The organism is Agromyces sp. NBRC 114283 (assembly GCF_030268405.1).
GTDB classification, from domain to species: domain Bacteria; phylum Actinomycetota; class Actinomycetes; order Actinomycetales; family Microbacteriaceae; genus Agromyces; species Agromyces mediolanus.
On sequence record NZ_BSQP01000001.1, the window covers coordinates 2,611,312 to 2,625,221 of the forward strand.

Consider the following 13,910-nt stretch of genomic DNA (forward strand, 5'->3'; position numbering starts at 1 on the left):
GCGAGCCCTGCGAGTTGTCGTTGTCCGCCACGGCGTACCTCCCGCATCCAGCGTATCGGATCAGGGCCGCGGCGCCACCCGCGCGGCACGCACTGCGCGTGCGGTCTCGATCGCGTAGATGATCCCGGCCCACCAGTAGAGGAACGCGCCCCACAGCGTGATCGCCCAGCCGACGGGCTCGCTGATCGGCTGGACGGACGGGAACGCCAGCCCGAGCATGATCACCGGCAGGCCGAAGAAGAGCGCGAAGGTCGCGACCTTGCCGAGCTGGTGCACCGGCAGCGGACCGTAGCCGTGACTCGCGAGCACGACGCCGAGGATCAGCAGGAAGACGTCGCGCGCGACGATGACCACGACGATCCACCAGGGAACGAGGCCGCCCGCGGCGAGCCCGAGCAGCGCCGCGAAGATGTAGAGCCGGTCGGCGGCGGGATCGAGCAGCTGGCCGAGCCGGGTGACCTGGTTCAGCCGACGCGCGAGATAGCCGTCGGCGAGATCGCTGAGGCTCGCGACCACGAGCACGACGAGCGCGCCGACGTACTCGCCCAGCACGAGCAGCACGAGGAAGACCGGGACGAGCGCGAGACGCAGCATGCTGAGCACGTTCGGGATCGTCCAGACCCGCCTGCTCACCCGCCCGTCGCGCTCCCCCGTCACGCGTCCGATCCTAGCGACGGCCGCCGACCGCGTCGGGCGAACGCCCAGCGCGGCGCGAAGCCCGCGACTCAGAGCTGGGACGAGAGCCCCGGCCAGGCCTCGGCGAACCTCGGGTGCAGCGGGAGCTCGGCGACCGCCGGGATCGGCGTCCAGCGCAGCTCCAGGCTCTCGGGGTCGGCGATGACCGGGTCGAAGCGCCGGCTGGCCGCCGCCACGACCGTCGTGTACGACCAGTAGCCGAGGTCGAGCACGGAGGTGAAGCGCACCTCGACGAGTCCGGCCGGGACGCCGGCCTCCTCGCCCGCCTCCCGGACGGCGGCGTCGACGGCCGATTCGTGCTCGTGCCGGGCGCCGCCCGGGATGCCCCAGGTGCCGCCGAAGTGGCTCCACTCGACGCGGTGCTGCAGCAGCACTTCGCGCTCGGGACTCAGGATGAGCAGTCCGGCCGCGCCGAACCTGCCCCAGTACCTCGCCCCGTCGGGACCCTCGACCCACGCGTCGCCGCTCGTTCCGCTCACCCGTCCAGCATCTCGCACTCCGCGCCGGAGGGCGACGTAGGCTGGGCGGGTGCCCGCTCCCGAGACCGCCCGCATCGACGCCTGGCTCTGGGCCGTGCGGCAGTTCAAGACCCGCTCCGCTGCGACGGCGGCCTGCCGGGCCGGGCACGTGCGACTGAACGGCGAGCGCGCGAAGGCCGCGCAATCGGTGCGAGCAGGCGACGAGATCCGGGTCCGCATCGAGGGCTTCGACCGCATCCTCGTCGTCCGGGGCATCCTCGTGAAGCGGGTGAGCGCACCGCTCGCGGCAGCCGCGCTCGAGGACCTGACGCCGCCGCGGCCACCGCGCGAATTGACCGCGCAGCTCCCGGTGCGGGACCGCGGAGCCGGCCGCCCCACGAAGCGCGACCGGCGCGAGCTCGAGCGCTTGCGCGGCGAGCGGCCGCTCTGAGCGGCGTAGCCTGAAGGCATGGCAACCGAGATCCGTCACGAACCCGAGCAGGACCGCTACGCGCTCCGCGTCGACGGCCAACTGGCGAGTGTCCTCGACTACCGGCGGCTCGGCGATTCGATCGCCTTCGTCCGGACCTTCACGAATCCGCCCTACCGGGGCTCGGGCCTCGCGGCCGAGCTCGTGGAGTTCGCGGCCGACGACGTGGAGGCGACGAGCGACGCCCGGATCGTGCCGAGCTGCTGGTACGTGGAGGAGTGGTTCGATCGGCATCCCGATCGACGCCACCTCCTCGAGTCGCGCTCCAGCTGAGCGGGACCCGACTCAGTACCAGTTCACGGACTGGGAGTGCCCCCAGGCGGAGCACGGCGAGCCATAGCCGCGCTTGATGTAGTCGAGGCCCCAGGCGATCTGGGTGGCCGCGTTCGTCTCCCAGTCGCTTCCGGCGCTCGCCATCTTGCTGCCCGGCAGGGCCTGCGGGATGCCGGTCGCCCCGCTCGAGGCGTTGTAGGCCGTGTACGACCAGCCGGACTCCTTCTGCCACAGGTTCGACAGGCACTGGAACTCGCCCTCGCCCCAGCCGTACTGCGACGCGGCGAGCTCGCGCGCGGTGGCGCGGGCGCCGCCCGGGGTGTTCGCCCGCGCGAGCGCGGCGGCCTGCTCCGCGAGGACGCGGTCGTGCTCGTCCGCGAGGGCGCGGGTCTTCTCGGCCTCGGCGCGCGTTTGCGCGGTCAGTCCGACGATCTCGTCGATCGGCAGTTCCTCGTAGTCGCCGAGCGAGGCGACGGCGGCGGCCAGGCCGCTCGTGTCGACCTTGCCGTCGGCCGCCGTGAGCGTCGCGTTCGCGACGGCGAGGGTGTCCTTGGCGCTGCCCTGGGCGCGCGCCTTGGCCACGCCGGCGTACGCGCCGAGCTGGCTGGAATCGAGCGAGTTCTGGGCGCCGAGCGCGTCCGTCGCGGCGATCCGCTGCGCACTGTCGGCCGCGCCCTGCACGGCGAGGCCGGTGCCGGCGACGAGGCCGGCGGCGACGATCGCGCCGGCGACGACGATCAGGCGGCGCCGGCCGGTCCGACGGGCGCGCAGCGAGCGACGCGTCGGGCGGGTGTCGGGGGTTCGGGGGCTGGTCTGGGCGTGGGGGTTCTGAGTACTGGTTCGCATAGAGGTGCTGCGCCGGCGGGTCGGTGTTCGGGGGATCCCGAGGGCCGGCACAAGTCAGCCACTCTGCACGGCGTTTCTGAACAGTTCCTCAGCTCTCCCTGAGCAGACGGTGTGCGCGGCGCCCGGCCGCGATACTGGAGGGATGCCGAACCGGGCCACCCTCCAGCTGTCAGCCGACGCCCCGTGCCCCTGCCGGAACGGGGCGTACGGGACCTGCTGCGGTCCCGCACTCGACGGCGGCTCGGCGCCCTCGACCGCCGTCGCGCTCATGCGCTCCCGCTACACGGCGTTCGCTCTCAGCGATATCGGCTATCTGCTGCGCAGCTGGGACCCCTCGACGCGACCTCGCGAGCTGGTCCTCGACGACGCCACCGAGTGGCGCCGGCTCGTCGTCATCGACGTCGTCGACGGCGGGCCGGACGACGACACGGGCATCGTGGAGTTCCGCGCCGTCTTCCGCGACGCCGACGGCCGCGGGGAACTGCACGAGCGCAGCCGATTCGTGCGTCGCGCCGACGGATGGCGCTATCTCGACGCGGTCAAAGCAGATCCCGAGGTTCGCTCCGTATGGTGAGGCCGTGACCTCACCCGAGAGCAGCCCGTTCGACTCCGCCCCGGTGCCGTTGCCGGTTCCGATCACGGCGCCCTCGGCATCCGGAGCGCCAGAGTCGCCGATGCTGACGGACCGCGCGCAGCGCGCACTCGACACGATCGACGGACAGACGCTCGAGGAGATGCGCGCGCTCCGCGACGAGACCGAGCGGTTCATGCAGCGCTACAAGTTCGGCATGGACGAGGTCATCACGAAGCTCTCCATCCTGCGCGAGGAATTCAACCAGGCCCACGACTACAACCCCATCGAGCACATCTCGAGCCGGCTGAAGTCGCTCGACAGCGTGATCGAGAAGATGGCGCGCAAGGGCGTCGAACCGAGCTTCGACGCCATCAGCCAGACGATCACGGACATCGCCGGGGTCCGCGTCACCTGCAGCTTCGTCTCCGACGCCTACCGCATCTACGAGCTGCTCGTCGCGCAGCGCGACATCCGCGTGCTGCAGGTCAAGGACTACATCGCCGAGCCGAAGCCGAACGGCTACCAGAGCCTGCACGTCATCGTGGAGGTGCCCGTCTTCCTCTCCACCGGGGCCCACCCGGTGGTCGTCGAGGTGCAGATCCGCACGATCGCGATGGACTTCTGGGCCAGCCTCGAGCACAAGATCTACTACAAGTACGACCGGCAGGTGCCGCAGGAGCTCCTCGACGGCCTCACCGACGCCGCGCGGACCGCCTCCGAGCTCGACGCCCGCATGGAGCGGCTGCACCGCGAGGTGCACGGCGACCCGCGGGCGAACGCCAGGCTGCGCCGCACCTCGATCGCCTGAACGGCCGCTACTCCCCCGGCTCGGGCTTCCTGGCCCGGCTCGGCTGGACGCGCGGCGGCTCTCCCGGCATCTTCGGGAAGTCCGGCGGGAACGGGAGCTCGCCGAGCCCGTCGTCGAGATCGCGCTGCCACCATTCGAGGAGCGGCGCGAGATCGCCCGGCTCCTCGTGCATCCGCGCCCAGGGGTCGCCGACCGTGCGAAGGCGCTCGGGCACCGTGCGCACGGTGAGCGACGCGGGATCGACGTGCTCGAGTTCGTCCCACTCGAGCGGGCACGAGACGGCCGCGTGCGGAAGCGCTCGCGGGCTGTACGCGCCGGCCATGGTGCGGTCGCGGTTGGCCTGGTTGAAGTCGATGAACACCCGCTCCCCGCGCTCCTCCTTCCACCACGCGGTGGTGAGCCGGTCCGGCATCCGCCGTTCCAGCTCGCGTGCGAGCGCGATGACCGCGTGCCGCACCTCGAGGAACTCGTGCTCAGGCCGGATCGGCGCGAAGACGTGGATGCCCCGGTTGCCGCTGGTCTTGACGAAGCCGGTGAGGCCGAGCTCGGCGAGCAGCTCCCGGAGCGCGAGCGCCGCGGGCACCGCCTCCGCGAAGCCGGTGCCCGGCTGCGGGTCGAGGTCGATGCGCAGCTGATCGGGGTGGTCGCTGTCCTCCGCGCGCGACGCCCAGGGGTGGAACACGATCGTGTTCATCTGCGCCGCCCACACGGCGCCCGCCGGCTCGTCGATCACGAGCTGGGGATGGCTGCGGCCGCTCGGGTATGTGACCGGCACGGCGCGCACCCACTCCGGCGCCCCCTTCGGCGGGTTCTTGGAGTAGAACTGCTCGCCCTCGACGCCCTCGGGGAAGCGCTGCAGCGACACCGGCCGGTCGCCGTTCGCGGCGACGAACGCCTCGCCGACCGCGACGAGGTACTCGGCGAGCTCGCGTTTCGTGATGCCCGGCTCGGGCCAGAGCACGCGGCCGGGACTGGAGATCCGCACGTCGCGATCGCCGTGCGGGCCGGGGACGGTGAGGACGACCGCGTCGGAGGCCATGCCTGCGACGCTACCGCACCGGCTGCAGGCGGAACAGTCGCACCACCCGCCCCGACTCGCGCTCGTAGCCGCGATACCCGGGCCACTGCCGCTCGATGAGGGCCCAGGCCTCGTCGCGGTCGACGTCGGCGACCGGGAGCGCCCGCACCCGCATCGCCCGGCCGCGGACGAGGATCTCGGCCTCCGGGTGGGCCAGCAGGTTGTAGGTCCAGGCCGGATGCCGCTGCCTCGCGAAGCTCGTGCCCGCGACGATCGCCCGACCGTGACCGTCGGGCGTGTACATCAGCTCCGTCTCCCGGATCACCCCGCTGCGCGCGCCCGTCGTCTGCAATACGAGCGAGGGCACCAGGAGCGCGCTCAGTTGCACGCGGCGCCCGGTCAGGCGGGCGAGCAGCCGTTCGAGGCGGGGCAGGACCACCGGCGCGGCGGAACGGAACACGGAGGTGCGGGTCAGCGGGGCGACGACGGCCCGGACGAGATCGACGGTGCGCGGCACGAGCCCATTCTGCCCGGGAACGCGAACGGGCCGGGGCGATTCGCCCCGGCCCGCGTGTCGCTCAGCGGGTGGTCAGTACCAGCCCTTGGCGTTGAACGAGTCCCATGCGCCGCACGGCGTGCCGTAGCGGCCGGAGATGTAGGACAGGCCCCAGCGGATCTGCGTCGCGGGGTTCGTCTCCCAGTCGTCGCCGAACGCGGCCATCTTGCTGCCGGGCAGCGCCTGCGGGATGCCGTAGGCGCCGCTCGGGTTCGCGGCGTTCGTGCGCCAGCCCGACTCGTGGTTCCAGAGTTCCACCAGGCAGCCGAACTGGTCGTCGCCCCAGCCGTGCTCGGACGCCATGATGTCGCGGGCGATGGCCTGGGCCTCGCTCGGGTTCGCCGGCGCCGAGGGGCGGGAGGACGACTCGCCGGAGCTCGATCCCGAGCTCGAGGCGGCCTCAGCGGCTGCGGCTTCTGCGGCCGCCTTCGCCGCTGCCTCGGCCGCGGCCTGCTCGGCCGCGACGCGATCGAACTCGGCGACCTGACCAGCCACAGCGGTGCTCGCGGCGTTCGTCTCGGCGGCGAGCTCGAACACCCGCTCGGGAGCGAGGAGCTCGTACTGGCCGAGGGTCGCGACGGAGGTGCTGAGGGCCGCGGCGTCGACCTTGCCCTGGGCGGACGCGATCGTGTCGTGCGCCACCGAGAGGGTGTCCTGCGCGGTCTTGACGGCGCGGGCGGAGAGGATGCCGCCGTGGGCGCTGAGCTGCTCGACGTCGAGGTTCGCCGCTTCGGCGAGGGCCGAGGTCTCGGCGACGCGATCGCTCTGCGCGGCGAAGGCCGACTGGACGGCGAAGCCGGTTCCGACCATCGCGCCGACGGCGACGACCGCGCCGGCGGCGAGGAAGTAGCGGGTGCGGTGCCCGCGGGCCCGACGGCGCTCGGTCCGGCTCGGCAGCTGCTCTGAAGTTGTGGTGGGGGTGTTCTCGCGGTTCTGGTTCTGCATGTCTCTCACGTGCGTCCTCGGTGTGCTGGGCACCGCGGCGCGGTTCATCGTCTCGGGTACAGGGGGTCGCCGGAGCGAAGTGGGTAGTTTTGCGAGCTTTACTCCACGACCCCTCCGGGTTTCCTGGGAAACCCATGTGAAACACCCCCGTTCGGGGGTCGGATCGCCGGGTCAGCCGCCCGCCTGGGCGCCGATCTCGCCGGAGTCGCGATCAGCATCCGCGTCGTCGCGCTCGAGCTCGGGATCGAGGCGGCGCGGGCCGGCGCCGTCCTCACCGAGCGCGTCGTCGGGATTCAGGAGGGCGCACGCCTTCATCGAGAGGCAGCCGCAGCCGATGCATCCCGTGAGCTCGCGCTCGAGTCGCTCGAGTCCGCGACGGCGTTCGACGAGCCGCCGCTTCCACTGCCGCGACGCGCGTTGCCACTCCTCGTGACTGGGGGTGCGATCGAGCGGCACGTCGCCGAAGCCCTCCTGCACATCGGAGAGCGGGAGCCCGAGCCGCTTCGCGACCGCGATGAGCGAGACCCGGCGCAGCATGTGGCGCGGATAGCGGCGCTGGTTGCCGGCGGTGCGCACCGAGGCGATGAGCCCGAGGTCCTCGTAGAAGCGCAGCGCGGAGGCGGCGACGCCGGTACGCCGGCTCATCTCACCGATCGTGAGGAGCTCGTCGGGCTCGTGGTGCGCCGGGGCCGCCGAGCCCGGCTCCGCCTGCTGCGTCATGTGCGTCCCCTCGCTCCGTTTTGACTTCAAGCGTACTTGAAGTCTTACGGTGGAGGCATGACGTACGTGATCGCCCTGCCCTGTGTCGATGTCAAGGACAAGGCGTGCATCGACGAATGCCCGGTCGACTGCATCTACGAGGGCGAGCGGTCGCTGTACATCCATCCCGACGAGTGCGTCGATTGCGGCGCCTGCGAGCCCGTCTGCCCCGTCGAGGCGATCTACTACGAGGACGACCTGCCCGACGAGTGGGCCGACTACTACAAGGCGAACGTCGAGTTCTTCGACGAGATCGGCTCACCCGGCGGCGCCGCCAAGGTCGGGATGATCGCCTACGATCACCCTGTGGTCGCTGCACTCCCCCCGCAGGCGAACGAATGAGCGAGGCGCCCGAGCTCGTCGACGCCTACAAGCTCGCGTTCCGACACCACCCCGCCGGCGTCGCCCTCATCACCGCCGCGAGCGCGACCGGCCCCGTCGGACTCACCGCCTCCTCGGTCGCCTCGGTCGCGCTCGACCCGACGGTGCTGTCCTTCTCCGTCACCCGGGCGACCGGGTCGGCCGGCGCCTTGCTCGGCACCGACGGCGTCGTCGTGCACCTGCTGGGCGAGCACCAGGCCGGGATCGCCGAGGTCTTCGCCCGATCGGGCGCACCGCGCTTCACGACGGAGCAGGGCTGGTCGCGATTCGAGAGCGGCGAGCCCTGGCTGCCGGATGCCCCGGCCGCACTCCGCTGCCGCATCCTCGAGCGCACCCCGGTCGGCAGCTCCACGCTCGTACTCGCCGAGGTCGTCGAGGTGCGCCTGGGCCCGGCCGCGACGCCGCTCGTCTACCGCGACCGCACGTTCTTCAGTCTCGTGGGAGCGACTCCGCTGCCATGAGCGAGACCCCGACGCCCCCGAGGCCGCGCCGACGACGGCGACGCATGTCGACCGCACGACTCGCCGTCGTCGCCCGCCGCTGGGGGCTGCTCGCCCTCATCGTGCTGACGGCGATCGGCGCACTCGTGCAGTTCCTCATCCGCTGAGGCGCCCCCGCTCCGGCATCCCGGGTCACGCGACGTCCACCTGAGCCCATCAGTGATTCCACGCAATTCCGGCGCGAACGACCGACGCTCGTGGTATCCCTGAAGAGTTCGAAAGGGGAACCCATGAAACGCATCATCAGCGGAACCATCATCGCGCTCAGCGTCGTCGGCGGCTCACTCGCCGCCGCGAGCGCTGCGCACGCGAAGGCGGACTTCTCGGATGTCATCGTCTGCGTCCGCACCACCGCGGAGTTCGCAGACGGCTCGGTGCTGAGCTGCAGCAACCGAGGCGGTCGGCTGTAACCGCCGGGCGGCCGGGTCCGCTCGAGACCCGGCCGCCCGCGCGCCTCAGCCGTCGGCCGCCGCGAGCTGCCCGCAGGCGCCGTCGATCTCCTTGCCGCGGGTGTCGCGGATCGTCGTCGGCACGCCGGCCGCCTCCAGCCGGCGCACGAACTCCTGCTGCACCTCGGGCTCCGAGGCCGTCCAGATGGAGCCGGGCGTCGGGTTCAGCGGGATCGGGTTGACGTGCACCCAGCCGCGACCGCGCTCGTTGAGCTTCTCGGCGAGCAGGTCGGCGCGCCATCCGTGGTCGTTCATGTCCTTGATCAGGGCGTACTCGATCGAGACACGTCGCCCGGTCTTCTCGAAGTACTCGCGGGCCGCGTCGAGCGCCTCGTCGACCTTCCAGCGGGAGTTCACGGGGATGAGCTCGTCGCGGAGCTGATCGTCGGGCGCGTGCAGGCTGAGCGCGAAGGTCACGGGCAGGTCTTCGGCGGCGAGCTTCCGGATGGCGGGAACGAGGCCCACGGTCGACACGGTGATGCCGCGCGCGGACATGCCGAGGCCGTCGGGCGCGGGGGCGAGCATCGTGCGCACCGCCTGCATGAGCCGGGCGTAGTTCGCGAGCGGCTCCCCCATGCCCATGAACACGATGTTCGACACCCGGTCGGGCGTGTGGTCGCCGTGCTTGCGGCCGCCGAGCTCCCCGCGGGCGAGCGCCGCGTTCGCGAGCACGACCTGCTCGACGATCTCCGCCGCCGACATGTTGCGGGTGAGGCCCGCCTGCCCCGTCGCGCAGAACGGGCAGTTCATGCCGCACCCGGCCTGGCTCGACACGCAGAGGGTGATCCGGCCCGGATAGCGCATGAGCACCGACTCGACGAGGGCGCCGTCATGCAGCTTCCAGAGGAACTTGATGGTGTCGCCGTTGTCGGTCGTGAATCGGCGCACCTCGGTGAGCAGCGGCGGCAGCACGGCCCGGACGAGCTCCTCACGGGACGCGGCGGGCAGGTCCGTCATCTCGGCCGGGTCGTTCGTGTGGTGCACGAAGTAGTGCGTCGCGAGCTGCGCAGCCCGGTAGCCGGGGAAGCCGAGCTCCGCGACGTGGGCCTTGCGGTCGGCCGGGGCGAGGTCGGCGAGGTGCACCGGAGGCTTGCCGCGCTTGGGCGAGGCGAACTGGAGCATCGGACGCCCGTCGGGCCCCTTCTTCTGCTCCCAGCCCTCGGTCGCCGGGCGGACCTGCGGTCGGCGCACGGGGGTCATGGTGGAGTCGCTCGAGTTCGTCACCCTCCAAGGGTACGCGGCATCCGCGTCGTGCCGACGCGGCGTCGGCTCGGCTAGGCTGCCCCCGAGACGTTCTCCGGCCCGGAGCTGGGCCGCCGGGATGCGTTCGCCGGGGTTGGCGAGCGCGCGGCCCGTCCGATTCGCATCGGGCGCGGCGCGCCCGTGCGCCAGCCGCCGCATCCGCGGCACGACCGGAGGTCACGTGCCCACGCCCATCCCGCTCCTGCGTTCCCCCGAGCGCTCCGCCGCCCTCGACGGCGCGCTCGACCGCCTCGACGCCGTCCGGCCGCCCGGCCGCGCCGACGCCGAACTCCTGCTCGACGCCCGCGGCGAAGACCTCGATCGCCTGCTCGCCGCCGCCGGCGCGGTGCGCGACCTCGGCCTCCGCGCGGCCGGCCGGCCCGGCGTCGTCACCTACTCCCGGAAGGTCTTCATCCCGCTCACCCGGTTGTGCAGGGACCGCTGCCACTACTGCGTCTTCGTCGAGACGCCCCGCCAGCTCGCCCGCGCCGGCGAGACGATGTTCCTCGACGAGGACCGTGTGCTCGAGATCGCGCGCGCCGGCGCCGAGCTCGGCTGCAAGGAGGCGCTGCTGACCCTGGGCGACCGTCCGGAGGACCGCTGGCCGGAGGCCCGCGACTGGCTCGACGCCCACGGGCACTCCTCGACGCTCGACTACGTCGCGACCGTCGCTCGTCGCATCCTCGACGAGACCGGGCTGCTCCCCCATCTGAACCCCGGGGTGATGAGCTGGACTGAGCTGCAGCGGCTGCGCGCCGTCGCCCCGTCGATGGGGATGATGCTCGAGACGACGTCGCGCCGCCTGTGGGAGACCCGCGGAGCCGCGCACTACGGATCGCCGGACAAGGACCCCGCTCTCCGGCTCCGGGTCATCGAGGACGCGGGGAGGGCCCGCATCCCCTTCACGACCGGCGTCCTGCTCGGGATCGGCGAGACCCCGGCCGAGCGCGTCGACGCCGTCGTGGCGCTCCGCGAACTCCATGAGCGGTTCGGCCACGTGCAGGAGGTGATCGTGCAGAACTTCCGGGCCAAGCCGTCGACCGCGATGCGGGACACCGCGGACCTCGCGACGCAGGAGTACGCTGCGGCGGTCGCAGTGACCAGACTCCTGCTCGGTCCGTCGATGCGGCTCCAGGCGCCGCCGAACCTCACCGACGAGCCGGAACTCGCGCTGCTGCTCCGCGCCGGCGTCGACGACTGGGGCGGGGTCAGCCCGCTCACGCCGGACCACGTGAATCCCGAGCGCCCGTGGCCGCAGATCGAGGAACTCGCGCGGCTCACCGCGGCGCAGGGCTTCGTGCTGCGCGAACGGCTGACCGCTCACCCCGAGTACGTCCGCGCCTCCCGTGGAGATCGAGGTGCGGACGGACTGCCGGACGGCGACTGGCTCGACGACCGCCTCGCCCCGGCGGTGCTCCGGCTCGCGAGCGGGTCCGGGCTCGCGCGCCGCGACGCCTGGCTCGACGCGGTGCTGCGCCGGGCCCTCGCCGACCCCGCCGGCCTCGAGGACGCCGAGTACCTGGCGCTGCTGCACGCGGAGGGCGACGATCTCGACGCGCTCGCCGCCGTCGCCGACGAGGTGCGTCGCCGCTCCGTCGGCGACGAGGTCAGCTACGTCGTCAACCAGAACCTGGACCCGGCCGTCGCCTGGACCGAGGCCGCGCTCAGCGCCGCGGTCGCCGAGGCCGTCGAACTCGGGGTCACCGAGATCTGCGCACAGGGCGAGGTCGCGGGCGGCGACGTCGAGGCGTTCGTCATGGCGGTCAAGCGGGGCGGGCCGGTGCATCTGCACGCGTTCCGGCCCGGCGAGCTGCTGGCGGCGGCGCATCGTGCGGGGACCCCGCTCGACGCGTGGCTGCGGCGGCTCCGGCGGGCGGGGCTCGACACCGTCCCCGGGACGGGCGCGCTGATCCTGGACGACCCGGTGCGGGCCTCGCTGAGCGGGGGCGGTACGATCTCGTCCGCCGAGTGGGAGCGCGCGATCCGCACGGCGCACGGCGCGGGGCTCCGCTCGACCGCGACGATGGTGTTCGGGCACGTCGAGACCCCGGGGCAGCAGCTGGCCCACCTGCGGCGGATCGCCGGCATCCAGGGCGAGACCGGCGGGTTCACCGAGTTCATCCCGATGCCGTGGGTGCCCGCGGATTCGCCGGTGCCGGTCGCCGGCGCGCGCCCCGGACCGTCGCTCCGGGAGGTGCGGGCGGTCGTCGCGGTGTCGAGGCTGGTGCTGAGCAGCAGCGTCGACCATGTGCAGGCCGCCTGGCCGAAGCTCGGCTTCCGCGCGGCGCAGCTCGCCCTCGCGGGCGGGGCGGACGACCTCGGCGGACTGCTCGTCCCTGGGCGCGGGGCGCCGGCCCCGGAGTCGGGACGCCGACTGACGACGACCGACGCCGAGTCCCTCGCCGGCGAGCTCGGACGCCCGGTGCGCGAACGCACGACCGATTACGGGACGAGATGACCGTGGACAGCGCGCCGATCCGCGAAGCGGTGATCGTGGGCGCCGGCATCGCGGGGATCGGCATGGCCGCGAGGCTCCGGAGGGCGGGGATCCGCGACTTCCTGGTGCTCGAGCGGGCCGAGCGCGTCGGCGGGACCTGGCGCGACAACGTATACCCGGGCGTCGCCTGCGACATCCCGAGCCACCTGTACGAGTACTCGTTCCGCCCGAAGCCGGATTGGTCGCGACGCTTCGCCCCGGGGGCCGAGCTGCTCGAGTACCTCGACGCCACCGTCGTCGCCGAGGGGGTCGAGGCGCACCTCCGCCTGGGCGCGGCGCTCGAACGGGCGGAGTGGATGGAGGAGCGCGGATGCTGGCTGCTTCGCACGTCGACCGGCACGGTGCGGAGCCGGGTGCTCGTGATGGCGGCGGGACGGCTGAGCGAGCCGCGGATGCCGGACGTCGCCGGACTCGATGGGTTCGCCGGCCCTGTGGCGCACTCGGCGATGTGGACCGCTCCCGAGCTCGAGGGCCGCAGCGTCGGCGTCGTCGGGACCGGCGCGAGCGCCGTCCAGCTGGTGCCCGAGCTCGCCGGGCGGGCGGCTCGGCTCATCGTCTTCCAGCGCACGCCCGCCTGGGTGCTGCCCCGCGAGGACGCCGCCTACGCCCCGGCCGAGCCGCGCCCCTCGAGGCGGGAGCTCGCGGCGCAGGCGGAGGGGCTCTTCGCCGCGAGGCTGCGGGGCTCGCCCGAGGCGGCCGCACTCGCACGACGTGCGCGCGAGCACCTCCACCGCCAGGTCGCCGACGAGGAGCTCCGGCGGCACCTGGCCCCGACCGCGGAGATCGGCTGCAAGCGCGCGGTCTTCAGCGACCGGTTCTATCCGGCGCTCGCCCGCGACGACGTGACGCTCGAAGCGAGCGCGCTCGCCGGCATCGCGGACGACGGGCGCACGGCGGCGGCTGCGTCCGGCGCGCAGTACCGCCTCGATGCGCTGATCCTGGCGACGGGTTTCGAGACGGTGCGCCCGCCGTTCGCACGACTGATCCGCGCCCGGCGACGCTCGCTCGACGAGCACTGGCGCGACGGGATGACGAGCTACGCCTCTGTGGTCGTCTCCGGGTTCCCCAATCTGTTCGTCCTCGACGGGCCGAACGCCGCGCTCGGCCACCACTCCGCGTTCGAGGTGATCGAGGCCCAGATCGACTACGTGCTCGGCGCACTCGAGCACCTACGCAGGCACGGCGGGACGCTCGAGGTCTCGCCGGAGGCGGAAGCCGCCTACACTACGCGCATCGAACGGATGGCGGCGCGCACGGTGTGGGCGGCCGGCTGCGGCAACCGGTACGTGGATCCGCGCTCCGGGAGGCTGACGGTGATCTGGCCGGAGCGCGCCTCCCGCTTCCGGGCGCTGAACGGACGTTTCCACCCGGCGCCGTTCCTCGGTGCGGCCGCCCGGCGCTGAGGCATCCGGGCGGTC

The 13,910-nt window shown here is 72.8% G+C and carries 17 protein-coding genes; 9 read left to right on the forward strand and 8 right to left on the reverse strand.

Going from position 1 to position 13,910, the window contains the following annotated elements:
* Positions 1 to 60: 60 nt before the first annotated feature.
* Entirely contained in the window at positions 61 to 657 is a 597-nt protein-coding gene (locus tag QSJ60_RS12590; RefSeq protein ID WP_285463818.1) for a CDP-alcohol phosphatidyltransferase family protein, read from the reverse strand.
* A 68-nt stretch (positions 658 to 725) separates the two neighbouring features.
* Positions 726 to 1,175: an NUDIX domain-containing protein gene (locus QSJ60_RS12595; protein ID WP_230767069.1), complete on the reverse strand. Its 450-nt coding sequence runs from the start codon at positions 1,173 to 1,175 to the stop codon at positions 726 to 728.
* A 49-nt stretch (positions 1,176 to 1,224) separates the two neighbouring features.
* Between QSJ60_RS12595 and QSJ60_RS12600 the strand changes: the two genes are divergently transcribed.
* A complete protein-coding gene (locus tag QSJ60_RS12600) occupies positions 1,225 to 1,605 on the forward strand; it encodes an RNA-binding S4 domain-containing protein (RefSeq protein WP_230767073.1) in 381 nt (126 codons plus the stop codon).
* Between the two features lie 18 nt (positions 1,606 to 1,623).
* On the forward strand, positions 1,624 to 1,917 hold the full coding sequence (locus QSJ60_RS12605; protein WP_230767076.1) for a GNAT family N-acetyltransferase: 294 nt from the start codon (positions 1,624 to 1,626) through the stop codon (positions 1,915 to 1,917).
* A 12-nt stretch (positions 1,918 to 1,929) separates the two neighbouring features.
* Here QSJ60_RS12605 and QSJ60_RS12610 read toward each other — a convergent pair whose 3' ends face one another.
* Entirely contained in the window at positions 1,930 to 2,763 is an 834-nt protein-coding gene (locus tag QSJ60_RS12610; RefSeq protein WP_285463819.1) for an aggregation-promoting factor C-terminal-like domain-containing protein, read from the reverse strand.
* Between the two features lie 142 nt (positions 2,764 to 2,905).
* Between QSJ60_RS12610 and QSJ60_RS12615 the strand changes: the two genes are divergently transcribed.
* Entirely contained in the window at positions 2,906 to 3,337 is a 432-nt protein-coding gene (locus QSJ60_RS12615; RefSeq protein WP_230767083.1) for a YchJ family protein, read from the forward strand.
* Between the two features lie 100 nt (positions 3,338 to 3,437).
* Positions 3,438 to 4,145 (forward strand): GTP pyrophosphokinase, encoded by a 708-nt coding sequence (locus tag QSJ60_RS12620; protein WP_189086703.1) that lies wholly within the window; start codon positions 3,438 to 3,440, stop codon positions 4,143 to 4,145.
* A 7-nt stretch (positions 4,146 to 4,152) separates the two neighbouring features.
* On the opposite strand, the gene ligD is transcribed toward QSJ60_RS12620, so the two are convergent.
* From ligD to soxR, 4 genes are all read right to left on the reverse strand, one after another.
* Entirely contained in the window at positions 4,153 to 5,184 is a 1,032-nt protein-coding gene (ligD, locus tag QSJ60_RS12625; RefSeq protein ID WP_285463820.1) for a non-homologous end-joining DNA ligase, read from the reverse strand.
* Positions 5,185 to 5,194: 10 nt separating this feature from the next.
* Positions 5,195 to 5,680 (reverse strand): nitroreductase/quinone reductase family protein, encoded by a 486-nt coding sequence (locus QSJ60_RS12630; protein ID WP_285463821.1) that lies wholly within the window; start codon positions 5,678 to 5,680, stop codon positions 5,195 to 5,197.
* 72 nt (positions 5,681 to 5,752) lie between these two features.
* Positions 5,753 to 6,664, reverse strand: a complete 912-nt coding sequence (locus tag QSJ60_RS12635) for an aggregation-promoting factor C-terminal-like domain-containing protein (RefSeq protein WP_285463822.1) — start codon at positions 6,662 to 6,664, stop codon at positions 5,753 to 5,755.
* A 171-nt stretch (positions 6,665 to 6,835) separates the two neighbouring features.
* Entirely contained in the window at positions 6,836 to 7,384 is a 549-nt protein-coding gene (soxR, locus tag QSJ60_RS12640) for a redox-sensitive transcriptional activator SoxR (protein WP_230767091.1), read from the reverse strand.
* A 57-nt stretch (positions 7,385 to 7,441) separates the two neighbouring features.
* Between soxR and fdxA the strand changes: the two genes are divergently transcribed.
* The 3 genes from fdxA (at position 7,442) to QSJ60_RS12655 (ending at position 8,714) form a co-directional block, all read left to right on the forward strand.
* Positions 7,442 to 7,765: a ferredoxin gene (gene fdxA, locus QSJ60_RS12645; RefSeq protein ID WP_285463823.1), complete on the forward strand. Its 324-nt coding sequence runs from the start codon at positions 7,442 to 7,444 to the stop codon at positions 7,763 to 7,765.
* A complete protein-coding gene (locus QSJ60_RS12650) occupies positions 7,762 to 8,265 on the forward strand; it encodes a flavin reductase family protein (protein WP_189086671.1) in 504 nt (167 codons plus the stop codon). The genes fdxA and QSJ60_RS12650 overlap by 4 nt, the downstream gene beginning before the upstream one ends.
* Positions 8,266 to 8,534: 269 nt before the next feature.
* Positions 8,535 to 8,714 (forward strand): hypothetical protein, encoded by a 180-nt coding sequence (locus QSJ60_RS12655; protein WP_230767094.1) that lies wholly within the window; start codon positions 8,535 to 8,537, stop codon positions 8,712 to 8,714.
* A 45-nt stretch (positions 8,715 to 8,759) separates the two neighbouring features.
* Here the strand turns inward: QSJ60_RS12655 and rlmN are convergent, their stop codons facing one another.
* On the reverse strand, positions 8,760 to 9,953 hold the full coding sequence (rlmN, locus tag QSJ60_RS12660; protein WP_230767132.1) for a dual-specificity RNA methyltransferase RlmN: 1,194 nt from the start codon (positions 9,951 to 9,953) through the stop codon (positions 8,760 to 8,762).
* Between the two features lie 223 nt (positions 9,954 to 10,176).
* On the opposite strand from rlmN, the gene cofG reads away from it, so the two are divergent.
* Entirely contained in the window at positions 10,177 to 12,453 is a 2,277-nt protein-coding gene (gene cofG / locus QSJ60_RS12665; protein ID WP_285463824.1) for a 7,8-didemethyl-8-hydroxy-5-deazariboflavin synthase CofG, read from the forward strand.
* Positions 12,450 to 13,895, forward strand: a complete 1,446-nt coding sequence (locus tag QSJ60_RS12670) for a flavin-containing monooxygenase (protein WP_285463825.1) — start codon at positions 12,450 to 12,452, stop codon at positions 13,893 to 13,895. Before cofG ends, QSJ60_RS12670 begins: the two co-directional genes overlap by 4 nt.
* Positions 13,896 to 13,910: the final 15 nt, after the last annotated feature.

Coding starts and splice junctions, on each gene's coding strand:
- QSJ60_RS12635 (WP_285463822.1), bottom strand. CDS start 6,664: ATGCAGAACCAGAACCGCGAGAACACCCCCACCACAACTTCAGAGCAG.
- QSJ60_RS12670 (WP_285463825.1), top strand. CDS start 12,450: ATGACCGTGGACAGCGCGCCGATCCGCGAAGCGGTGATCGTGGGCGCC.
- fdxA (WP_285463823.1), top strand. CDS start 7,442: ATGACGTACGTGATCGCCCTGCCCTGTGTCGATGTCAAGGACAAGGCG.
- rlmN (WP_230767132.1), bottom strand. CDS start 9,953: ATGACCCCCGTGCGCCGACCGCAGGTCCGCCCGGCGACCGAGGGCTGG.
- QSJ60_RS12655 (WP_230767094.1), top strand. CDS start 8,535: ATGAAACGCATCATCAGCGGAACCATCATCGCGCTCAGCGTCGTCGGC.
- QSJ60_RS12620 (WP_189086703.1), top strand. CDS start 3,438: ATGCTGACGGACCGCGCGCAGCGCGCACTCGACACGATCGACGGACAG.
- QSJ60_RS12650 (WP_189086671.1), top strand. CDS start 7,762: ATGAGCGAGGCGCCCGAGCTCGTCGACGCCTACAAGCTCGCGTTCCGA.
- QSJ60_RS12610 (WP_285463819.1), bottom strand. CDS start 2,763: ATGCGAACCAGTACTCAGAACCCCCACGCCCAGACCAGCCCCCGAACC.
- soxR (WP_230767091.1), bottom strand. CDS start 7,384: ATGACGCAGCAGGCGGAGCCGGGCTCGGCGGCCCCGGCGCACCACGAG.
- ligD (WP_285463820.1), bottom strand. CDS start 5,184: ATGGCCTCCGACGCGGTCGTCCTCACCGTCCCCGGCCCGCACGGCGAT.
- QSJ60_RS12615 (WP_230767083.1), top strand. CDS start 2,906: ATGCCGAACCGGGCCACCCTCCAGCTGTCAGCCGACGCCCCGTGCCCC.
- QSJ60_RS12605 (WP_230767076.1), top strand. CDS start 1,624: ATGGCAACCGAGATCCGTCACGAACCCGAGCAGGACCGCTACGCGCTC.